This window comes from Pseudoalteromonas sp. SG43-7 (assembly GCF_014164295.1).
Taxonomy (GTDB): Bacteria; Pseudomonadota; Gammaproteobacteria; order Enterobacterales; family Alteromonadaceae; genus Pseudoalteromonas; species Pseudoalteromonas rhizosphaerae.
This window is the reverse complement of sequence record NZ_JACJEY010000019.1, coordinates 21,363-45,136: the sequence shown is the minus strand read 5'-3', so window position 1 is coordinate 45,136 and position 23,774 is coordinate 21,363. Positions and strand designations below refer to the sequence as shown.

15 protein-coding genes and 2 pseudogenes are annotated in these 23,774 nt (G+C 40.2%); 10 read left to right on the top strand and 7 right to left on the bottom strand.

The features are described from left to right. Positions 1-42: 42 nt before the first annotated feature. The 6 genes and pseudogenes from H5200_RS10700 to H5200_RS10675 all read left to right on the top strand — a co-directional run bounded on the left by H5200_RS10700 (position 43) and on the right by H5200_RS10675 (position 6,506). Positions 43-1,200: an ROK family transcriptional regulator gene (locus tag H5200_RS10700; RefSeq protein WP_220497017.1), complete on the top strand. Its 1,158-nt coding sequence runs from the start codon at positions 43-45 to the stop codon at positions 1,198-1,200. 335 nt (positions 1,201-1,535) lie between these two features. Then, positions 1,536-2,501 carry a carbohydrate kinase gene (locus H5200_RS10695; RefSeq protein ID WP_182761478.1) on the top strand — a complete coding sequence of 322 codons (966 nt, stop codon included), beginning with the start codon at positions 1,536-1,538 and terminating at the stop codon, positions 2,499-2,501. Positions 2,502-2,670: 169 nt separating this feature from the next. Further along, positions 2,671-4,186 (top strand): annotated as a pseudogene (locus H5200_RS10690) (deoxyribodipyrimidine photo-lyase/cryptochrome family protein). Further along, positions 4,176-4,328 (top strand): DUF2256 domain-containing protein, encoded by a 153-nt coding sequence (locus tag H5200_RS10685; RefSeq protein ID WP_182731067.1) that lies wholly within the window; start codon positions 4,176-4,178, stop codon positions 4,326-4,328. Before H5200_RS10690 ends, H5200_RS10685 begins: the two are co-directional and overlap by 11 nt. A 103-nt stretch (positions 4,329-4,431) precedes the next feature. Continuing rightward, positions 4,432-4,986, top strand: coding sequence for a zf-TFIIB domain-containing protein (locus H5200_RS10680; RefSeq protein ID WP_182761477.1), 555 nt, complete (start codon positions 4,432-4,434; stop codon positions 4,984-4,986). A gap of 377 nt (positions 4,987-5,363) precedes the next feature. Beyond that, a complete protein-coding gene (locus H5200_RS10675) occupies positions 5,364-6,506 on the top strand; it encodes a N(5)-(carboxyethyl)ornithine synthase (RefSeq protein WP_182761476.1) in 1,143 nt (380 codons plus the stop codon). Positions 6,507-6,586: 80 nt separating this feature from the next. Here H5200_RS10675 and H5200_RS10670 read toward each other — a convergent pair whose 3' ends face one another. The 6 genes and pseudogenes from H5200_RS10670 to H5200_RS24360 form a co-directional block, all read right to left on the bottom strand. Then, on the bottom strand, positions 6,587-6,850 hold the full coding sequence (locus H5200_RS10670; protein ID WP_149980857.1) for a biotin/lipoyl-containing protein: 264 nt from the start codon (positions 6,848-6,850) through the stop codon (positions 6,587-6,589). Positions 6,851-6,878: 28 nt separating this feature from the next. Beyond that, positions 6,879-12,200, bottom strand: a complete 5,322-nt coding sequence (locus tag H5200_RS10665) for a DNA repair ATPase (protein WP_182761475.1) — start codon at positions 12,198-12,200, stop codon at positions 6,879-6,881. An 81-nt stretch (positions 12,201-12,281) separates the two neighbouring features. Then, positions 12,282-14,384, bottom strand: a complete 2,103-nt coding sequence (locus tag H5200_RS10660) for a flotillin family protein (RefSeq protein ID WP_149980859.1) — start codon at positions 14,382-14,384, stop codon at positions 12,282-12,284. Between the two features lie 62 nt (positions 14,385-14,446). Then, positions 14,447-15,070 (bottom strand): YqiJ family protein, encoded by a 624-nt coding sequence (locus H5200_RS10655; RefSeq protein ID WP_257325469.1) that lies wholly within the window; start codon positions 15,068-15,070, stop codon positions 14,447-14,449. A 217-nt stretch (positions 15,071-15,287) separates the two neighbouring features. After that, positions 15,288-16,778 (bottom strand): dipeptidase, encoded by a 1,491-nt coding sequence (locus tag H5200_RS10650; RefSeq protein WP_182739393.1) that lies wholly within the window; start codon positions 16,776-16,778, stop codon positions 15,288-15,290. Positions 16,779-16,922: 144 nt separating this feature from the next. Next, positions 16,923-18,152 (bottom strand): annotated as a pseudogene (locus H5200_RS24360) (methyl-accepting chemotaxis protein); the annotation flags it as partial. Positions 18,153-18,623: 471 nt separating this feature from the next. Between H5200_RS24360 and H5200_RS10640 the strand changes: the two are divergent. From H5200_RS10640 to H5200_RS10630, 3 genes are all read left to right on the top strand, one after another. Beyond that, entirely contained in the window at positions 18,624-18,794 is a 171-nt protein-coding gene (locus H5200_RS10640) for a DUF2986 domain-containing protein (RefSeq protein ID WP_182761474.1), read from the top strand. A gap of 297 nt (positions 18,795-19,091) precedes the next feature. Then, positions 19,092-20,492 carry a pre-peptidase C-terminal domain-containing protein gene (locus tag H5200_RS10635; RefSeq protein ID WP_182761473.1) on the top strand — a complete coding sequence of 467 codons (1,401 nt, stop codon included), beginning with the start codon at positions 19,092-19,094 and terminating at the stop codon, positions 20,490-20,492. A gap of 430 nt (positions 20,493-20,922) precedes the next feature. Further along, complete coding sequence (locus H5200_RS10630; RefSeq protein ID WP_220497016.1) at positions 20,923-21,738, top strand: GyrI-like domain-containing protein; 816 nt, start codon at positions 20,923-20,925, stop codon at positions 21,736-21,738. 64 nt (positions 21,739-21,802) lie between these two features. Here the strand turns inward: H5200_RS10630 and H5200_RS10625 are convergent, their stop codons facing one another. Further along, positions 21,803-22,771: a TDT family transporter gene (locus H5200_RS10625; protein WP_182761472.1), complete on the bottom strand. Its 969-nt coding sequence runs from the start codon at positions 22,769-22,771 to the stop codon at positions 21,803-21,805. Between the two features lie 111 nt (positions 22,772-22,882). On the opposite strand from H5200_RS10625, the gene H5200_RS10620 reads away from it, so the two are divergent. Continuing rightward, positions 22,883-23,761, top strand: a complete 879-nt coding sequence (locus tag H5200_RS10620) for a LysR family transcriptional regulator (protein WP_182717031.1) — start codon at positions 22,883-22,885, stop codon at positions 23,759-23,761. Positions 23,762-23,774: the final 13 nt, after the last annotated feature.

Genomic DNA, 23,774 nt, shown 5'->3' with positions numbered 1-23,774 from the left:
AACCCTCGACTCGTCTCACAAGAAGGCCGAAGCCAATCTGGCTTGCGTGCTCACAATGAACGTCGAATTATGTCTTTAATTCGTCAACAAGGGAGTGCGCCAAAAGCCGAGATAGCACAAAAAACGGGTCTTTCTGCACAAGCCGTTACAGTTATTATCAATAGCTTAGAAGCCGAGTCGTTATTAATAAGAAAAGAGCCACAGCGTGGCCGTGTTGGCCAACCCACGATTCCGTTCGCCTTAAATCCTGATGGTGCTTTTGGCATCGGCTTAAAAGTTGGTCGCCGAAGTTATGATTTAACCTTGATTGACTTGGTCGGAAATATACGCGCAACCTTAAATGAATACTGTGCCTACCCTACTGTAAATAGTCTGCTCACTTTTCTAGAAAAAGGTATCAGCGTACTTAAAATGAGCTTAAGTGACGAGTTAGCCGAGCGTATTCTAGGTATTGGTGTTGCAACTCCTTTTGAAATTTGGAATTGGACTGAAGAAGCTGGCGCACCAAAGAAAGTAATGAATGAGTGGAAGTCTTTCGATTTTAAACAAAGAATCAATCAGATCATCTCTCTTCCTGTCTATGTATGTAATGATGATACCGCAGCATGCTCAGCAGAGCTGAGTTTTGGCAACCCAGCTCGCTTTACTGATTTTTTATACATTTTTATTGGCACTTTTATTGGTGGTGGAGTCGTTATAAATGAAACCTTATTTACTGGTAAAAAAGGTAATGCGGGAGCTATTGGCTCATTACCAAGGCCTGTACTCAATAGTGAAGGCCAACTAACATCGCAACAGCTGATCATGCAGTCTTCGCTGTATATACTTGAAAAAATGCTTAAAGATGATGGTTACAATACCGACATAGTGTGGAGTTCAAAAGAATATTGGGGAGATTTAGGCCCTGTTTTAGATAAATGGATAGATCAAGTTGCAGATGGCCTTGCCTATGCAGCACTGTGCTCACTGGCTATTTTTGATTTTGAAGCCATTGTGATTGATGGTGCAATCCCTATCAATGTAAGAGAAAAAATAGTATTAGCAACAAAGTTAAAATTAAGCCAAGCCGATCATCGTGGCATTTATCGCTGTGCCGTACAAAGCGGCTCTATTGGTGCTAAAGCTCAATCAATAGGTTGCGCTAACCTCCCGTTACTTATCAACTTTTCTCAAGATAATACGAGTATTTCACACAACTAATAAGTTTTAAATTTAACAAGCAGCCCGTAATAACTATGGCTGCTTTTTTATTTTTTAAATGTAAGGTAAAAAAATATCCCTGAACAATCACAAAAATTGTACAAAAAATAATAAATAATAATAGTTGATTTATTATTTTAAGTTCTCTACATTCAATTTACAAATTTGATAACACTGGTGAGATGGGTTGATTCTAAAAGGTACAAAAGATACATAAAGCGACGTATTTTTTGACACCAAAATCAATAACTGTCTTGGTGGTCAAGGCTTAGATTTAACCAAAGGTATCGTTTAAAACGAGACGATACCCTGACAATTTTTATAGGAATAACGTAATGGAAGTAGTTGCAATTGGTGAAGTCTTAATTGATTTACTCTCAAATGATTGTATAGATAAAACAGTATTAAGCAGCGAGCTAGGATTCACTCAATTTGCAGGAGGTGCGCCCGCAAATGTAGCTGTCGCCGTAGCAAAGTTAGGCGGTTTGAGCTCATTGCTTGGTAAGGTAGGCAATGATCCGTTTGGTCGTTTTTTAATAAAGGCACTCGATACACATAATGTTAAAACATCACATGTTAGCTTTTCTAAAAAGGGTAAAACTGCACTAGCCTTTGTCTCATTAGATGAAAGCGGTGAACGTACATTTGATTTTTACGATAAAGACGCCGCGCATTATGATTTGCAGATTTCCGATTTAACCCCCTCTTTATTTGCAGCCCCTAAAATAGTGAGCTTTTGCTCAGGCTCTTTAGCTAAGGCTAACGTATTAAATACTACGTTAAATGCACTAAAACACTTTAAAGAAGCAGACTCGGTTACATGCTTTGATATTAATTTTCGACCTGCCTTTTGGGATGAACCACTTACAGCCCCATCCATTATTAATGATATAGCTAAAACGGTTGATGTTATTAAAGCAAGTAAAGATGAGCTAATAGCCCTGTATGGCATTGAGCATATTGAAACCACAATAAAAAGCTGGGTAGACAATGGCGTGTCATTGGTTTTAATGACTGATGGTGGCGAGCCAATTACATTTTCCTCATGCTCATTTAGTGGTACATATCCTTGTCCACCAGCGAATGTCGTAGATACCACAGCTGCCGGTGATGCTTTTGTAGGCGGTTTTTTATACCAAGTAGCTTCGCTAGTAAGTGATAAAAACGAATTTACCGATTGGGCCAATAATTTTGAAAACGTATTAACAGCAATCAACTTTGCAACTAAGTGTGGCGCCTCAACTGTCGCAAAGTTTGGTGCATTCGACGCTTTACCAACGCAGCAAGACCTGTCTGCCTGAGCACTTACAATCAACCAGCCTATTTGTAACCTCTATACTAACGACTAAAACTCATATTTTTAGTTTTAGTCGTCTAACAAAATCGCTTTTAAACTACTTTTACATTTAATACGTATAAAACCATTTATGCCTAATTATTTATAAACGATACGGTTTTGATATCACCAGTATGAAAGAAAAAATAAACATAGTCTGGTTTAAACGTGACCTACGCCTAAGCGATCATCTGCCTTTAAAAAATGCGTTTAGTAATGGCCTGCCCACACTATTAATTTATAACTTTGAACCTTTACTGCTTGAAGATGGGCATTACAACGAGCGGCATTGGCGCTTTGTCTATCAATCAATTGTTGATTTAAATACCCAACTAGCTCGCTTTAATAGCCGCGTGTATATATTTAATGAAGACATGCAAACCCTGCTTGAATCGCTTCACTCGCAGTTTGCAATCACAAACATCTTTAGCCATCAAGAAATAGGGCTAAACAACACTTTTGAACGTGATAAAACCATTAAAGCATGGTGCCAACATAACCATATCAACTGGCTGGAGTCACCAACAGGTGCTGTGATACGCGGTAAAAAAAATCGCAATAATTGGAACGAACGCTGGCAACGAACCATGCAAGCACCTATTGCTATACCTAATTGGAAGCAAATAAAGCCACTTACCCTTACTGACTATAAAACACCTAAACTGCCGAGTGCCTATACGCAAGATAATGAACTTTTTCAACAAGGTGGCCCACGACTTGCCCGTGAAGTAATGCAAAGCTTTTTTTGCTGAGCGTGGCAAGGGTTATCAAAAAAGCATATCCAGCCCAAGTTTAAGCCGTACTCATTGCTCTAGGCTATCGCCCTATTTAGCATGGGGAAATATCAGCCTTAGGCAAGTGTATCAAATGGCGATTGACGCATACCATAGCACTCATGCTGATAAAAAAGGTTGGAAACGCCCCCTTGCTGCATTTGTATCTCGGCTGCATTGGCATTGCCATTTTATGCAAAAGTTTGAAAGCGAATGCAGCATGGAATTTAAAGCATTAAATCCGGGTTACCATGCATTTCCATATCGTGATGACGCACAGGTTACAAGCGATATTCAACGCTGGGCGCAGGGGCAAACCGGCATTCCTATTATTGATGCCTGTATGCGCTGTTTAAAAGCCACCGGTTATATTAATTTTAGAATGCGCGCTATGTTAGTGAGTTTTGTTACCCATCATTTAAACATCAGCTGGCAACAAGCAAGCCTGCCGCTGGCTAACTATTTTTTAGACTTTGAACCGGGGATTCATTACCCGCAAATTCAAATGCAAGCTTCGGTTACGGGCATTAATACTATTAGACATTACAACCCAATTAAGCAATCGGAGGATCAAGACCCAACCGGAGTGTTTATAAAAAAATGGTGCCCAGAGCTTGAAAAGCTCCCCATTGAATATCTACATCAACCTTGGGAGCAAACGCCCATGGAAGCACTATTTAACGACTTTAAACTAGGTGAAGACTACCCAGAGCCGATGCTTGATTTAACCAAAGCGTCTAAAGAAGCGAGAGAACGGCTTTGGCAATATCGTGAACGTATTGAGGTTAAGCGCGCTATTCCTGCGATTTTAAAAAAGCATGTAAGCATCGCCCCTAGCTCAAAAAGTACCAAGACAAACCATCACAATGGCTCATAAAAAACTAACTTTACCGCAAAAAACCTGCCCCACTTGCAAACGTGATTTTGCTTGGCGTAAAAAATGGCAGCGCGACTGGGATAACGTTATTTACTGCTCGCAGCGCTGTAAACGCAGTAAAAACGAAGAGTCAACGCGCTAGCTAAAATTTGCAGTTAAACAGAACAAAGCTTTGTTATTGATTCTAAAAATACGGTAACATCATTGTTATTATTAATAATAAATAGCAATAATTAAGGGATACTATGAATTGTACAAGTTGTGGTAAAGGGTTACTTAAACCGAGTTTTATTGAAGGTCAATTTCGTTCGCACACATGCACGCACTGTAATGGCCACTGGATACTAATCGAAGACTTTGCAGCTTGGAAAGAGCGTAACCCAAACTTTGCATTTGCTGACAATATCTCATTCGAAGCCGACGCTACAGACACGAAAAAAGCATTAATTTGCCCGGTATCGGGGGTCATTATGCGTAAATTCCGTATTTCATCAGCAACTGACCACCGTATTGATTACAGCGCACCAGTAGGTGGGATCTGGTTAGATGCAGGTGAGTGGGAATTACTCAAAGAAGAAGGCTTAGCTGGTACATTGAATGCGGTAGTAACCCAGCAATGGCAAAACCAAATTAGAGAGCAAAGTACCAAGCAAAACTTTAGTGACATTTATGCTGATAAATTCGGCGCAGACACTTATGCAAAAGTAAAAGAGCTCAGAACATGGCTTAATGCCCAACCGCAAAAAGCAGATTTGAGAGCCTACCTAATGGCTGAAGACCCATATTCTGCTGAAAAGTAAGCTGCTAAAAAAAGTGGGACTCGCTGTATCGAGTCCTTTTATTACACAATACCCCTGTGTCTTTGTAGTTGTTTAATTTTCTTATTGCTGTGTTAAGCGCATACGCCACTGTTTTACTGTTATACTCAAACGCTAATACGCAGAAGCCAATCGCGGCTATGCCATATTTACTTTCAACTTGTCATTCTATGCAAGTTAACCACCTGATTTAAAACTGCTTTATATTAAAAACACTAATTTAGTAAATAACAAAACCCTTTACTGAGCACCATTGTTTACAGTCAAGTGTTGCGCTTGCCTGTAAAACAGCCCACAGTTTGTTGGCGAAGTAGCATCATTCGTTTATGAACTCAGCATACTTTAAACAAGGCGATAGCATGAGTGAATTAACTATTGGCGTAATTGGTACGTCACGTAAGACAGATGAGCGACGTTACCCCATCCACCCAGACCACCTTAAGCGCATTCCAGAACAACTTAGAAAACAACTGATCTTTGAACAAGGCTACGGCAAAGCTTTTAATGTGAGCGATGCGCAAATAGCCGCATTAACCGGTGGTGTTGCGAGTCGCAGTGATATTTTAACCAAAATAGGCAGCGTGATCATCGCCAAACCGGTGCTTGCTGATTTACAAGAACTACGTGAAGGTGGCACCCTTTGGGGCTACGTACATTGCGTACAACAACGCGAAATAACCCAAGCTGCAGTTGATAGAAAGCTCACTCTCATTGCGTTTGAAGATATGTTTGTATGGTCGCCACAAGGCAATGTTGGCCGTCATACTTTTTATAAAAATAACGAAATGGCCGGCTACTGTGCGGTGTTACACGCACTGCAGCTCAAAGGTATTGATGGACATTATGGTGATCAGCGTAAAACCATCATCTTTAGTTTTGGTGCTGTTAGTCGCGGTGCAATTTATGCACTCAAAGCCCATGGTTTTAGAGATATTACGATTTGCATCCAGCGCCCCGATCACGAAGTACGCGAAGAGATCCTCGACTGCCATTACGTTAAAGTTCGCCAAGGCCAACACGATGAAGCACGGATGATGGTGGTTGAACACGATGGTACGCAACGGCCACTAACGGAGCTCATTAGCGAAGCCGATATTATCGTCAATGGCACTTTTCAAGAAACTGCAAACCCAGTTAATTTTGTTATTGAATCTGAAGCGGACTGCCTAAAAGCAAATAGTTTAATTATAGATATAAGCTGTGACGAAGGTATGGGGTTCTTTTTTGCTAAACCTACCACATTTGCAAATCCGATGTTTCGCTATAAAACCGTTGATTATTACGCGGTTGATCATACACCTAGTTATTTATGGGAAAGCGCAACACGTTCAATCTCAGCCGCCATGATTGTATACTTACCTACAGTATTAGCAGGCAAGGCACAATGGCAAAAAGATGAAACCATCCGTCGCGCGATTAATATTGAAGACGGTATAATCAAAAATACTGCGATTCTAGCGTTTCAAAAGCGCCAATTAAACCCGCCTTATAATGCACTTTAGTTAATAAACATAATTAGTTTTTCAAACATCAATAAACACGCCGAGCAGTTAATCCTGCTCGACGAGTTCAACTGTAAGAGTCATTGTTCTGATGTTGTTTGCTCACCAGCGACTTTTTCTCTCAGTTGCATCACCACTTGATCTGATATAGCTAAATCTCCTTGCTTGGCACTAAAGCTATGAACAACCCCGGCAGTGGTAGCAACCACTTCCAACACCACTTTATCAAAATCAACATCAAATAAAGTTTGGTCTCGTACTACGGCATCCCCCTCATTAACGTAAATTGCCGAAATCGTAGCCTTACCCATCATTCCTTGTAGTTCAGGTACTTTGATATCCATATTGCTTCCTTAGTAGTTAATTTAAATGCTATTTCGCGCCCCATGCAGCAATCAATTTTTCAAACTGAGCCTGCACATTGTTATTATTGATACCTTGAGTTTGTTGGTTAATTGCATTAACAAGCTCAGTAAATGACGTTTGGTTATTGTTACTGGTAACCGCTGCAGTTAGCGCATTCACAGCCTCTTTATTATCAAGGGCTGCAAGTTGCTCAATTAACGCCTGCAAGTGTGGCTGACAGTTATTACCAGCTATAGCACGGCTTAATTGCTCTAAACTTGCCATATAAGGCGTTTGTACAAAACCATTATCAAGCGATTGCGCTATGCTACTAATTGCTTGTTTATTATCTAAACCTTGAATATTCACACCAACACTTTGTAATAACTGGCTGTAATCGTGGCTTAGGTTGTTTTTACTGAGTTTACCGGCAATCTCTTCCAGTGATTGATGCAAATAGCCCATTTGCTCCACCGCCATCATCACCGGGCTGCCTGCGCCATCAAGTTTATTTAAACGTACAAAGTCACCTTTAATTTGACTAAAGCGCTGCTGCTGCTCTGCGCTTAAGGTGCCACGCAGTTCACCGAGTTTAAGTAAGTTCTCTTCAGAGCCTTTACTGAGTGTTTGCGCTTCACCACGATAATGGTCACAAATTAAGTTTTCTAGCTCTTCGTCATTCATGGCAGCAACGACTTTTTCTGCCATTTTATTCATATTACGGTAGCTGCCTTGCAATTTAAATGGCGGCTCTGTGCGATAATTATTATCTTGCGCGGCTGAGGCAATATACTGGGCGTTCACTTTTAGTACGGTATTACGAATAGTGATTAATCGGCTGAGTACCGCTTTAATTTCGTTAACTTCCGCTTGTGAATAGCCGTGTTCAAGCTCATTTAATGAAATATCTTCGCCTTGACACATCCGCACTAACTTATATAAATCTTCCATGTTACGGTTAGCCAATGGCGCTAATACTGCATTAGATGTTAGCGCATTTTCTATAAAGCTCATGGCAAACTCTTGCTCACACCCGGCTAAGGTATCGCCAAGATTATAAATATCGGCGCGGTTTGCCAACATATCAGGAATTTTAAAGCTCTCACCAGATTCTGTATACGGGTTACCTGCCATCACTACGGCAAACTTTTTACCGCGTAAATCATAGGTTTTACTTTTACCGTTCCACACCCCGTCAATACGTCTTGAGCCATCACACAAAGAAATAAACTTTTGTAAAAACTCAGGGTTAGTATGCTGAATATCATCTAAATACAGCATCACGTTATTGCCCATTTCAAAGCTCTGATTGATTTTTGCAATCTCTTTTTCAGCAGTAGCATTAATGGCTTGAGCAGGATCGAGTGACACCTGATCGTGCCCTATCGACGGGCAATTTACTTTTACAAAAGTCAGCCCTAAACGGTTAGCAACGTATTCAACTAAGGTGGTTTTACCGTAACCTGGCGGCGAGATCAGTAATAGCATGCCCATTAAATCAGTGCGTTTGTTTTTACCTGCTGAGCCAATTTGTTTTGCTAAGTTATCACCAATAATTGGGAAGTACACTTTATTGATCAGCTGATTACGTACAAACGAGCTAAGTGGCCTGGCTTTAAATTCCTCAAGTTGCAGACGTTCTTTTTGCGCCGCTAAAATATCACTGCGCAGTGCATGATACTGCTCAAAAGCCGGTACTTGCTCAGTGATGTATTTACGAGTTCTGGCATAAAACTCTGCATAATCAACATGTAAAGTTTGCTCTTGCACTCGTTTATGCTGTCCCATTAAACGCTCAACTTGGGTGTTTGGGGTGACGTCCAACACAGTGTATTTTAATGTTGTGGTGGCACTGAGATGCAAGTAGTTAGCCGCTTCCGCCTGCACCATCGCCGACACTTTAGGATTTTGCATGCAGTACGCATTAAGCCAACTTAAAAATAATAATGCCCGCTCATCAGTTTGCTTTACGTTTTCACAGGCCTGAGCAAGCTCGTTGCTATAACCTTTGGCTTTAGCGTCACTACTAAACTGTTCAGCTAAATTTTTAGCTTGCTGAGAAACGATAAATAGCTGTTGCTCTGCCGTTTTTTGTTGCGCTAATTGTTGCACTAAATAAGCTGCGGCCAAGTCACTGGATAAATCAGCAAAACGTGCAGATAATTTGCTAACTTGAGTTAAAAAGACATTGATCTGTTCACTTAACTGCGCAGTTAACGTGCCGATAAAATTGGTCGCAGCAAAGTGTTTATCCATCAAAATAGCATTGCTCGCTTGATGGAAATATTCGTTCAGTTGTGCAGATGACAATTGCGCACTAAATAACTGCGCAATAATACGACAACTAGCCGGATAAATAAGTAAGTCCAGACTATTTTTTTGCGTCAATAAGGTGTCAATAATTGCCCATGCATCGTGGTCATGAATGCCTTTTTCATAGCCTTCTTGATAGCGCGGTTCAGCAAATTTTTGCACCAGCTGCAATAATTGTTTATCTCGCTGTGCCTGCTCTAATTGTGCAAAAGTCAGCGAATGCTCACTGTTTTCACAAGCGAGTAATATTTGCGCAGCTAAATACTCACCACGATAAACCACCTCACTTTCCGAAACTAATGTTTGTTGCCACAAATGACGGCTTTGCTGTAACGTTTGTAAGCTTTTCTCATCTGTTATTGGCTCAAAATAATCAGTACCCGTTAAGTGCAGCATCAGCTGCTCGTCACGCGGCAATAAGGTTAAATCGAGTAATTGCTTATTAACACTAAAAGCGTGCTTACCAATACTGACTGTATTGCCGCCGTCAGTGAAAATATCTTGTTTATCACGTAACGAACGTATGCCCTGATCTTTACTGGCTTTTAGCTTTGATTGGATATCATCGGCACGAATTTCATCGCCTAACTCTTTAAGCTCACTAGTCAATGCACGAAGCTTGCTGATCATAGGATCAGCGGCAAAATAAGTATTTAATGCATCAAGCTCAGTAAAGTTTTGCGCACGGCGGTTAACGCCTTGCAATATACGCTCGGCGGCATTGGCTAAATTCAATGCGCGGCGCTGACGGGTATCAATTAAGCTTTGTTTATGCGCTTCAAAGCTTTCGTATACGTCATCACGTTTGGCAATGATCTCTGTCAGGTATTCGTCAAAATCACTAAATTGCGATTCCAGCTCTTCAAGCTGAATAAGCAAACGTGAAAGTTGCTCGTCACACGCCTCTGGGGTTTTAGCATTATTTAGTGCGTTGGTAATACTTTGCGAAAAAAGCTTAAAGCGTGCGGCAAATTCAGCTTTAGCTTCAACACTGCCAAGGCTCTTTTGACGGATTTCAATGCTCGCTTTAGCACGATTAACCAACGCATAAACAGCACTGATATCTTCGAGGATTTGCGTGCGCACACGGCTGTCGTCGATGTCTAAATCAAGCATAGTGTGGTTAAGTAAATCCAGCTCTACACTTTGCGCATCTAACTGTGCGATATAGGTCTTCAGCTCGCTAACGCTTTCGCTTTTACTGCTTAGCTCTTCAAGCTCTTTAAGTTTTTCGTGGTACGGCGCCAGCGCGCTGTCTTGTTGTAAAAACGCGGCAGTTGCTTGGCTTACTTCCACCAGCCGTGTATCAATTTCACTTTGTAAGTTATTCAGTGCAGCAATATCTATATATTTAATATCTTCAAGGCTTATTACTTGCCCTTTGAGCATTTTTAATGCATCAATACCTTGCACAAATTGCGGTGCGACTTTAAAGCTATCAGGACGTACTTCTCGGGTTACATCAGTGTATTGCTTATTAATATCCACCAAGGCTTGCTTGGCTTTGTTTTGAATCTCGGTGACTTTTTCAAACTCATCAAGTACTTGCTCAGCGGTTTCATTGATGCTGTGCAGGTTTTGTGCGATTTCCGCAAATTCGCTTTCGTTAAGCCAATGGTAACGGTCAAAGATATTCCGGCTAAGGGCAATTAAATCTTCGTAATGAAATAAAGTCGGGCTTTGCTCGCTAATGGCTTTACAGACACTGTATAAATCAGAAATACCGCGAACTAAATCGGGGTTACCTATTTTACCAAAAAAGCTAGTAAGTGGCGGTGCATTGGCTGCAAATTCAGCCGATACAAACGGGCTTTGCCAAATTTGAATCGGGTGTACTCGCTCCGCTTGGTCTTTATCGGCTTTAAAAGTCAGCGTTATACCATCGTTGTAAATAGCATAACCGTGACAATAAATTGGATTTTGCAGGTTTTTATCAATAATATTATAGGCAAATAGCGCGTAACGGCCTTCACTTGGCTCGTAAAACACGTATAAAACATCTTCGCCGTTCGGTGACTTTATATGTCGGTGAAATTCTAAATCTTCTATTTGCTCTTCAAACGAGCGTGCTTGCCCTGATTGTAAGTAGTAACCACCAGGAAAAATAATGCCGTGATCTTCAGGTAAAGTTACACATGCACTGCCGATTGCATCTTGGCGCATGACCTGCTGAGTGCGAGTGTTATAAATAAAGTAACGCCATGTTTTTTCGCGGTATGGGAGAATTTTTAGCAGCACTAAGTCGCCTACCAGCGCGTACTCAACTTCGCTGTCAGCAAGGGATTGGTTTTTATCATCAACAGCCTCTTGATAAATCCCTTCACCGGTGTCAGTGCTGTTTTCTATTTTAATGGTCAGTGAACCGCCAATGGTTTCAACAAACACTTGGTCGGCGATGTTGATATGAGCGTGGCGCCCTTCTATGTGGTTACTTCGGTCAGTTTTGAGCCATTCAAAATCATAGTCATGTGCGTGTTGAATATCACGCTCACCGCGGTTATCGATATAATTAATGGTGTTGTCTGGGTGAATTTCCCAGCGAAAAACCCGCACATCCGATAACTTGTCACCGATTTGGAATAGCGCAAATAGCTTGCCATTTTGTTGATATAAATGCTGTAGGCTGGTTTGTTTGTAGTAGGTATACAGTTCTTCAAAATCACGAATAAAACGACTATCGGTTAAAAAACGCGTTGTCTCTGGGTAAGGCTCAATTTCGTAATGGTCGTCTTGCTCCACCAGCTTTTGTACACTAAATACATCACTGATTGCGGTTTCTTTTTTTAATCCCAGAAATACGTTGTAAGCAAAAATAACTTTATCGCCAATAATCACGATATCGCGCGGGGTACAATTTTGCTCCGTACGAACGCGAACACGCCCTTTTACTTGTAGATCAGTGCTACCAAACTCGTTAATACGCTGTGTATTTACATCATCTATTTGCGTTTTTAAACTAGCACCAAAATTATTTAAGCGGCGTTTAATTAAATCGTACGAGCCTTGTTCTAGCGCTTGTTGAGTTGCGTCCGTCATGAAACCTATCCTGAAATTTAATAGAAGTTAGCCGCAATAGTTAAACTATTGCGGCTACAACGAGAGAACTTAGAAATTAAGCTAGTCTTTTGGATCTAGTTTAATTTTCTCATCTAACCCACCACCTAAGTTACCGCCTAACATGCTTAGTAATTGGCTTTTTTCAGCCGCAGAGGTATTACTTAACTGCTTTAATAACTTACTCATGTTGAAGTTTTTAAGTGTTTCGGCTGAGCCATTCGCCCCAGCTAACACCCCTTTTAGGTCTTCAATTAAATTACGATCACCATTTAAGTGATCTTTAAATACGGTTTGTACGGTTTTACTTTCATCAACTAAGCCATCAATTGATTTGCCTAAACTGATTGCACTCATAAATTGATTAAAGAACTGACCATCGCCGCCCATAATATTAATATCAGCATTACCTAAGGCTTTCGCCATAATGTGTGCTTGATGCTCGGCAATATCTTTGCTGGCTGAAATTTTTGCCAATACTAGCTCTTTTTGTTGGTTAAGCTGCAGCGTAAAGCTTTCGTAATCGCGAGCATCTTGATCCATCGCATTCAAGGCTTGTAGCTTCTCTTCAAGGCCTTTTGCTTCGGCGCGCATCTTACGCTCTAGGTTAATCGCTTCCACTTCACCTTGTTTCTCATTCGCATCAGCCATGGCTGTTTGTACTTGCGCCTGAGATAAACCAATTTCACGGTTACCTTGTGCTTCAGCTTCAAGTTTTTGACGCATTACTTTAGCATCAGTTTCACCTTGAATTGCATTTGCTTGCGCCTTCGCTTTAATAACATCCGCTTCAGCAAGCCCTTTAGCAGCTGTTTCAACTTGTTGCGCATGCGCCAAAATCTTTTTCGATTCAGCTTGTTGATTAGCAATTCTAAGCTCTGCATTGGCCATTGTTTCAAGCTCACGAGCTTTATATTCTGCGGCTTGCTCTTGCGCTTTTGCAGCTTCGATATCTTTTACTAATGACTGTTCGGCTTCGGCTTTGGCACGAATGATCATCGCACTCTTCTCGCGCTCTGCACCTGCGAGTACTTTCACATCTTTAATGCGCTCTTCTTCTTCAGCCACTGATTTTTCAACAATCACGCGATCACGCACTACATCGGCAATTTCTTTACGTTCTACTTCCAGTGCTTTTTCTTTATTGATGCGCAGGATTTCGGTTTCTCTTTCACGTTCGATCACTTCAATTTCACGTGAACGAGCAACTTTCTCTTCTTCAATACCCAAAACGCGTAATCGGTTTTGTTCGGCAATATCAAGCTCACGTTGCTTATTTTGCTCGCTAATGCCAATCGCTTCTTCTGTTTGAATGCGGGCTTGCTCTGATTTTAAGCGCTCTTCTTGGCGTACTTTTTCAGCTTCGGAATATTCGCGGGCTTTTACAGTTTCAATTTCGCGCACTTGACGTGACATGGCATCTTGCTTTTGGCGCTCAATTTCCAGTGACTTTTCGGTAGCTTCTTGATTTTGGATCTCAATTTTAGCGCGTTCATCACACTTCAATTGATTGGTAGATACATTTTGTACTGCGGTCATTTCAGTGATGCGGCGAATACCTTCGGCATCGAGAATATTTTGCGGATCGAGCTTATCAATTGACGTTTGTTCAAGGTAATCAATAGCAACATCTTCAAGTGAATAACCCGATAAATCTTGGCCAATCACTTCTTTAATATTATCGCGAAATTCATTTCGGTGAGTAAATAACTCAACAAAATCCATTCGCTTACCAACAGTTTTAAGTGCTTCTGAGAATTTCGCTTCAAACAATTCTTGCAATGTGGCGTGCTCTGATGCACGGGCGCAACCGACTTGCTTAGCAACGCGTAAAATATCTTCTTTGTTTTCGTTAACACGAATATAAAAAGTAATGGCGATATCGGCGCGAATATTATCTTTACAGATCAAACCGCCTTTATCTTTACGCTCAAGCACCATGCGCTTGGTTGAAATGTCCATCACTTCCATTTTATGGATCACAGGATAAACAATTCCGCCCGTAGTGGTGACATCGGGCTCGTTCTTCATTTTATTAATGATCAGTGCTTGGCCTTGCTCTACCTTGCGATAAAACTTGCCGATAATTAGCAAAATAGCAAAAATAACAGCGATTGCTATACCTACAAATGTCAATATAGGTATGAGATTATCTAAAAATTCCATGTTATGTCCTAACGTGATTATCGATTTATTATGTGTTACTTACCCCTAAATAAACTAGGGTATTACCAAGGTTTGGCGGTAATAATGTAACAGTGTTGCTCTTTGAGGTGTTCAAGCAACACCGCTGTGTCACCTGATGTAAATTGCTCGTCATTTTCAGCTCTAACTTCAAGTAACTGCTCAGTACCTTGAAATTTAACCCGTGCTTGGCCAAATGTATTTGTTACTTTGCCAGTAACAACAACACATTCTAAACCCAGTAAATCTGAACTTTGCGAGGTTTGTGCGCTGCTAAAAAAGCGCTGTAATGGCCGAGAAATAATGGCCGCAATTGGCATAGCAATCAGCAAACAAACGCCCAGCATTAGCACGCCAAAAATATAAAACCACATACCATCGCCTAACAGGTAGGCAAAAAACTTATGGGCATAGATGCTGATCAACCAGCTACTCATCACTACGAGACTAATAGATACAGTAATTGGTATGCCACCAAACCCCATGCTAAACCATGAACTCAAGCCTGAGCTTTGCGACGCATCGGCTTCAATTTCTAGATCTGATTCAAACATGTCAATATCAGCAAAGCCAATAAGGGTTATTAGCCAAAACAACATCACAACTAACAACAGGGCTGAAAAAATAACGGTGGGGAAAGTAAGCGCTAAGTTTAAAAATTCCATCATTACAACTATCCATTTATTTTAAACGCAGTAGGCGATAAAACTTTTTATCATTTAGTCGCGTAAATGTTAAGTGTTTTATGGAAAATCAACGTTGTTAATATAAAAAATTGTAAATGAACGACTACTTTGAAACGTTAACTTAGCTTAATTAACGACTTAGAAGTAAAAAAACGCCGCAATTTAGCGGCGTTTTACTTTGTGTGTATGACGACCTAAGTTACATATTACCCAGCTTTATCATCATTGCTGTATACATTTTAAGATTGAGCTTAAGTTGTTCAACTGTAATAAACTCATGCTCTGAGTGACCGGTGTAGCGCTTGCCTGGCATTGATGGCCCAAACGATACTGCATTATCAAATAACTTGGCATTGGTACCGCCACCAATAGATACAAATCCAGCCTCTTGATCACCGGTAAAGTGTTTAAAAATATCTAATAATGCTTGTGCATGAGGTGCGCTGTCGAGCAACATTGGCGTGCCAATCACCACATCAACACCAGATAACTTTACGTTATTTCTCACTTGCCAATTACTCAGTGCGGTATCAATTTGCGTACGCAATACCGCTTCATCTTTACCCATTGGGCGACGTAAATTCACAGCGAGTGTGAGTTCATTACCATTACGTTCAATAAGCGTTGGTGCTACTGTCATAGGTCCCATAAAGTCATGTTTATAAGCAATATCACCAAACTGTTTGCCATGTATATCAAGACCAATTAGCTGATTAATAAACGCAATTACTTGGCCATCACTGTTATTCTCAAGCTCAACACCTTTAAAAACTTCTGCTAAGTAAGCAATGGCGTTAACCCCAGATTCTGGCTCTGATGAATGAGCAGACAACCCTTTTACGCTGATAACAACACTATCAGCTTGCTCGCTAAAGTTAAATTCCACAGCGTTAAGCGCACTCGCTGCATGTTTAAGTTTGCTGACTAACGCAGTATCGGCGTTATGTAACACCACACTCGCATCTTCTGGTATTTGGCTTTTAAAAGCGCCGCCAGTAAGTTCACTTACATACACTCCTGTTTGTGCTGAGGTAGCATTAAACGTTGGTGCAATTAAGCTCCAACCTTTTTCCGCGACAACCACCGGGTATGACGCATCAATAGTAACCGCATATTTAGGCTGCTGATAGCTTTTCATAAACTCTTCAAGCGGACCCCAATCAGATTCTTCAGCTAAGTAAATCATCAACTCAATACGATTATTAAGTGTGATCTGTTGATCTTTTATAGCTTTCATTGCATATAAAGCGGTCGCGATAGCACCTTTATCATCTTCTGTTCCACGCGCAATTAATTTACCTGGCTCTGAGGTACTATCTATTTCAAACGGGCTTTTTTTCCACTTACTTGCGTTGGCAGGTTGCACATCGCCATGGGTTACTATGGTTACCTTTTCAGTTTGTTGCCCCATACCAATAAGTACGGTGTAACCTAAATCTTGGTAATCAAAACCAAGTTCAGCAGCTTTCATTTTTAACAAAGCTTTAAAGCCAATAAAGTCGGGATTATCAGGAGTATTGATGCCGTCTTTATTAACCGTCGGGAATGATACTAAATTAGCTAAGGTATGAATTTGCGCACTTTGGTAGGTATTTACAGCATAATCAGCAACGCTGTCATTAATCTTATTTAATTTTGCATGTGCGTTAAAGGCCAATAAAGCGATACTAGCTAAAGCTAATTTTTTCAAAACAAGTCCCATTCAATTAACAACTAAGAATCACAATTATAACGCTCTGGCTTAATAACGAACAATGCTTTGCGATAGACCGACAACTTATTATTAATAAAACATAGAGCAAAGCAGCTAGGTAAATAATAGGCTGTAAGAAACTTAAGGTTTCATCTGATCAACCATTTCAACAAAACGTTTAACCCCTTGCGTAATTTCACTTAACCCTTGAGATACTTCTAAAATACTTTCTTGCCCTTCGTTTGCAATACCAGCGACAGATCCTAATAGTTCATCCATTTGACTTATCAACGCTTGAGTTTGCTCAACGACACGGCCTATCTCTGCGGTCGATTCTGCGGTATTACTTGCAAGTGTGCGCACCTCATCAGCAACGACAGCAAAGCCACGTCCAGCTTCACCAGCTCGAGCAGCTTCAATTGCAGCATTAAGTGCAAGTAAGTTTGTTTGATCTGCAATAGATCGAATAGTAACCACAATATCAACTATACTTTTAGACTGTATTTTAAGCTCTTTCCCTGTTGCCGTTGCATTATTAACTCGTTCAGCAATGTTTTTTGATGTTTCAACAGCTAAGCCTAAAATATTTACTGCATTGGAAGTTACTTGACTGGTTTCCTCTGAAATAGTCGCAGCTTGATCAATCGTGTTAAATGCTAAGTTAACGCGCTCTGTTATGTCTGATGCAAACTTAATAACTTTATATACCTTACCGTTTTCATCAAAGATTGGATTGTAAGTTGCCTCAAGCCACAAAATGCGACCATCTTTGCTAAATCTCTTAAAACGACCTGAATTAAATCGTCCCTTACTAAGGCTCTGCCAAAACTCTGGATTTTTAAGATAAAACTCTTTATCACAAAATATTTTATGATGTTTTCCTTTTACTTCTTCAAGTGAATAATGAACGGTTGATAAAAAGTTTTCATTAGCATCTAAAATATTTCCTTGTGTATCAAACTCAATGACTGCTAACGATAGATCTAGCGCATTAAGAATTGCATCTTTGTTCTTCAACACATTATTTATAGTCGTGATGTCATTGGCAATTTTAATAACTTTACTTACGCTGCCATCATCTTCTACAACTGGAAAATAATTTGCTTCTAAATAAATAGGAACCTTAGTTTTTGTAAAACGTAAAAAAGTACCACCAAATGATTTACCCGCACTTAAATCTTGCCAGAAATGGCGATAGTCCTCAGAATTTACATAGTCTGAATCACAAAATATTTTATGATGTTGGCCAACAATCTCACTAAGCTTAAACCCCATTACATCTAAAAAATGTTTATTAGCATCAACAATGATGCCATCCACTGTAAAACTAATAAAAGCTATATTAGATTTAATTGCATTTAGCTCTTTTTGAGCCTGAGAGGTCATTGGGTCAGTTTGTTTATGTTTATCTAAAACAGCATTCTTTGACTTAAAAAACATCATTTTATCCTTTGACTGTATCATTCTTATTAGCTATTTAAATCATAGAATTAACAACACTACTCTTTAACAGCCACACTTTAATTGTGACTACTATTCACTACCATTTAGTAACAAAAATCAATAATATCTAATAGTTGAGAATTTTAAAAAGAGCAAGATTAGTCATCAAATTAGTAAGGGGTATTACAGAAAACGCAGGAGATATAAACGATAATATTATAGGGATAGTTGAGTTTCTAAAATAAATGAGCTATCAGTAAATCTTGTTACTTTTGAGCAACTAAATTTTTAATGTGTTAGAGCATTTAAAATGCCCACATAACAAACATTTTATAAATTTATTAGTCATATTTGCATACAACGAAGTATAATGCGCATCTTAAAATTATGGGGTCGATCATGAATCGCAGAAAGAAAATCGTTACAAAGTTTAATAACAAAGATAAGCGCGCAAATGCAAAATTACATAAAAGTAATAAGCCTGCTTATGTGTCTAAAGCTGAACGTGAAAGATTGGCTTTACTTGTTGAGGAACAACCAGTTGCTTTAGTAAATGATGAAGCGAATTGATAAACCAATAAAAACATAAACTTGAGATTTAAGTAAAACAAAAGTTAATAAATAGTTGCAAATTGCACATCTAACTGTAATATTGAATATTCAGCAACAATGCTGAAACACACCAATAATCACTTAGGAGGCATAAATGAACAAACTATTTATTATCGCTCCTAGTGCTCCTCAAGAATGTTCTGTCAACTATCATTTAAGTGAATGGTTCGACGAATAAAAAAACCTGAATAATTTAAAAGCAATAATGCCTCGCAGTAGGAAGGCTTCTATGTAATTAAAATTCAGGTAACAATAATGAAAAGAAAACTCTCAATTCTTAATGGATCACTAGCCGCGTGCATGTTTTTTTCGTTTGCAAGCAATGCTTGCTTAACAAACGAAGTTGAATCAAACGACACTGAAAGCAATGCAAATACCCAACTTTGTAGTAATACCACCGTTGCAGGCTCGTTGAGCCGCAATGATACTGATTGGTTTAGCTTTGAAGTAACTCAAGTCGGGCCTATTGAGGTCAGCCTTGAGCACAACACTAACGATGATTTTGACTGGGCATTATACCAAGAAACAGGATCTGCTGTTGCCGAAGGGGCAACTAGCAATGTACCAGAAACAGGCAGTTATAGTGCACAATCAACGGGTACTTATTATGTAAAAGTAACGCGTTACTCCGGTACAGGTTGGTACGATTTAACGGTCAATTTTGGTGAAGGTAGTAACACCGGTGGCGGAAGTGGCAGCGGTGATTGTGGCTATAGCTCTCGCCCTGCAAAGCCAGGTTCATTACAAGCATATTTACAAGGTGGCAGTGCTGATTCATGCAACACATTAACAGCTGATCAAGGTGCTGTATTACTGATGGGCGGTGGCAGCGATGTTGATCAAGCATTTAGTAATCGCGTTGCTAACCATGTTGGCAGCGGTGCCGATGTTGTTGTGCTTAGAACCTCTGGTACTGACGCTTATAACGATTATTTACTGAACTTAATGAATGCCGACTCAGTAGAAACACTGATCATTGATACTCGCAACAAAGCGAATGATGACTATGTTGACTGGGCTATCCGCAGCGCCGAATTTGTATGGATTGCAGGCGGTGACCAATCTGATTATCTTAATCAATGGCAAGGTACAAAAGTACAAACCGCTGTGCAACACGTTTTTGATAAAGGCGGTGTCGTTGGCGGAACGTCTGCAGGCATGGCGTTAATGGCAAACAGTGTGTACGACCCTGATGGCGTTGCTGGCGCAGTATCAGATGAAGTAGTCACTGACTTTTGCCACGAAACACTTAACTTCAGCAGTCGATTTATTGATGTGCCTGTATTAAACAACAGCTTAACCGATACGCACTTCCAAGAACGTGACAGAATGGGGCGCGCCATCGTGTCTTTAGGCCATCACAGCAATCAGTATTTTTCTATTGCAGCCAGTGAGGCAACCTCACTGCTCATCGATGCCTCTGGTACAGGTGTTGTTGACGGCAGCAATGAAGTTTACATCTTTAAAGAAACGGCTAATACACAAAGAGTGACATTGCAATGTGGCAGTGCAGTTAACTATCAAAATATTAATAGAGTAAAGCTACTACCTGGTGATAATTACAATGTGGTTAGCCACGCTCATAATGGTATGCAACTAGACGTGAGCATTAATGGTAATAACAATAACTTCTACTCCCCTATCAATCCTTATTAATTCCCCCAGTTAAGAGCCCTTTGGGCTCTTTTTTATTTAAAAAGCAACTTGAGCAATTTCAATCAGGCAGGCATTCTCTTACTTTGTCACACTGACGCCACTTCTGAATAAAAGTATAACGAGTAACTATGAAAAACACGCACCTACAGCGCATCCATCATGTCTGTGGTTACGTATACCCAAACCACCTCAAGATGCAAGTTTCAGTTGGAATTAAAAGCGATTTAGGCAAGGCATTGATTGCAAGTAATAGTGGTTCTATTATTAAAATTAATAACGCAGTATAAATCGCTTTTAAACCAACCCGTTGGGCGTTTCACAGGCACATACTCTCATCGTTGTTACTTCTTAAAAGGGACTGCCATTCTTGCAAAGTAACGCCTTGATATTAAGCACCTGTGAAACGCTGAATTCTGCATCTTGAGGTGGCTTGGGTATAAACCATATTGATGAGCCACTTACATTAGATAGTTTAAGTGCCGTTGCCTATTGTTCTAAATTTCATTTTCATCGTTTATTTATCTCAATAATGGGGGTAAGCGTTACTAAGTACACGCAATTTGCTCGCTTAAAGCGCGCCTCTTATCGGCTTGCTTTTGAGCATCACAAACGCATTATTGATATTGCATTAGAGGCAAGTTTTGAAAGTCCTGAAGCTTTTAGTCGTGCTTTCAAACGTGTTTTTGCTCAATCCCCAACTCAATTCAGAAGCACACCAAACTGGCCACATTGGCATGCGCAGTTTGACTTTAAAATACCTGAATTAAAGGTTAGTAATATGAAAGTAGAAATTGTTCACTTTGCACCGCAAGCTGTTGCGTTGCTTACCCACAACGGTTCGGCCACTAAGCTTATGGAAACAGCCGCACAGTTTATTAAATGGCGAAAAGAGTCAGGCTTATCACCGGTAAAAACCAGTGATACTTATGGCATCCCTTATAGCGATCCTGCGGTGACTGACGACAACGATTTTCGCTTTGACTTCGCCGGCAGCGTCAAGCAACCAATTAGCGATAATCAATATGGCGTAAGGAATGGTGAGATCCCGGCAGGTCGCTGCGCTTTAGTCAAGCACTTTGGCAGTCATGACACTATCAGCGACACTGTTTATTATCTATATCGTCAATGGTTACCAAACAGCACTGAAGAAGTTAGAGATTTTCCGTGCTTCTTTCATTACTTAAATCTCATTCATGAAGTAGATGAGTGTGATTTAATAACTGATATTTACTTGCCGCTAAAATAATAATTAACCGCAGAGGCAAAATCTCATTATTGCCTCTTCGTTCTGTATTCATACTATTACAATTTCACACCTTCAAGCCGTTTAAAGCCAAGGAACTAAAATAATGCGTATAACGGATCGCTACATAGCCAACCACAGCGCTTGCTACTAGCAATTCAACTACCGCTAAATGATGTATTTGGTTTATAAACTGTACATCAACATTCATAGTTAGCATCCAATCCGCGAGTTTAAATAACGCCGTAGCACCAATGACCATGGGAAAGGTAAATGCAGCAAACCCAGGGCAAAACCTACGGCGTAGTAATTTAAAAAATGCCGTATAAATAATTAATGTCATTAGTATGGCAATACCAAATAACCCTCCAATTATCACTGGCGACGGCTGGGTCACTACAGTGAAATACCCCGCCAACGATAAGCTTGCCGGCGCCGCTAATATAGCTAATGTGGGCTGTGCAGCATCAGGAATTTGCTCAGCAAATATTATCCGGTAAATCATTAACGGCAACATAACTGCGTACATTAACATGCCAAAATAAAGTGCTGCTTGTGCTAAAAACAACAGTGCTGGGTTACCCGAGAACGCGACATCGGCAACAATAATACCCACCGGTGGTACAAACCAACTTGGCACCATGTGCTCAATTTTAAACTCACGAACACGATGAATAATAAAGCTCAATAAAAATCCCAAGTGCAATAAAAATGCGCCTACCCAAAGCACATCGCCAGCTACAGAGTTAACATGCCCTATCGAATTAGATACCACCAACGTTGCCATAGCAAAAGTAGGCACAACGCTACCTACAACAGGGTGCGCTAAATCGGCCTTTAATAAGTGTGGGTACAGTAAAAATTTTAAGCCAAGTATTAATAATAATGCGCTCGCAATTGCCGCCCCAGTGTATTGCGCTGCGCCATTTACATTAAACATATTTTCCCAAGCCCAACCAAGGCTGGCTATGCCTAATGCTAATCCACCCATTGGGGTAGGTGCGGTTATTACTTTGGCTTTTATATAATTAAACATGTTTATACTCCACACTCACTGTTTATCTTATAAAGAAGTTTAACCTTGCATTTTGTTTAGTTAAATCTAATTATATAGAACACATGTTCATAAAAATTAAACACCAAGCTCATGAATATTTCTCTTAAACAACTTAAAGTGTTTGTAGGTATTACTCAGCATGCAACACTTACCGCAGCCTCTGAGCGGCTTTACTTGTCTAAAGCGGCGGTGAGCATGGCGCTTAGCGAGCTTGAAAAGCAGTTAGGTCACCCACTGTTTGACCGAGTAAATCATCGCTTAATTTTAAATCAAGAAGGGCAAAAATTACTGCCCTTAGCCGATGAATTACTGCACAGAGCAAATGATATTAATACGCTTTTTTCGTCCCACGCAAAAGCCAGCGGCACCTTAAAAATAGGTGCCAGCGATACCATTGGTAATCATGTGTTACCCTCTATACTTAGTGGATTTCGCCAACAACAGCTGCATTATTCACAGCAAGTTTTTATTTCAAATTCTGAGCTTATTTGTCAAAAACTGCGCGATTTTGAACTCGACATTGCACTAATAGAGGGCCAAGCCCAGCAAAGCGACTTAGTCTCAACCGTGTTTAGTAAAGACACTATGTGTATTATTGCGCCGCTGTCCCACCCTTTAGCTAAAAAACCACAGCTTAGTTTTAATGACTTAGCAAACAGCGAATGGGTATTAAGGGAAGCCGGCTCTGGTTCACGCTCATTCTTTTTACAAAACCTCGCTACACATATCGATAATTGGAGCCAAAGTTTTGAGCTCAATACCACAGAGGCATTGATCAACAGCGTTGCTGAAGGGTTAGGGCTGGGATGTTTATCGTCACTCGCGGCACAATACGCTTTACAAGATGGCCGCGTTACAAAACTTAATTTAAATCACCCTATGCAAAGGCAATTTTGGTTAGTAATGCATAAAGACAAATATAAAAACCCGTTGCTAACGCAGTTTATAGATTTTTGTGATCAGCTATAATGTAGCCATGCTA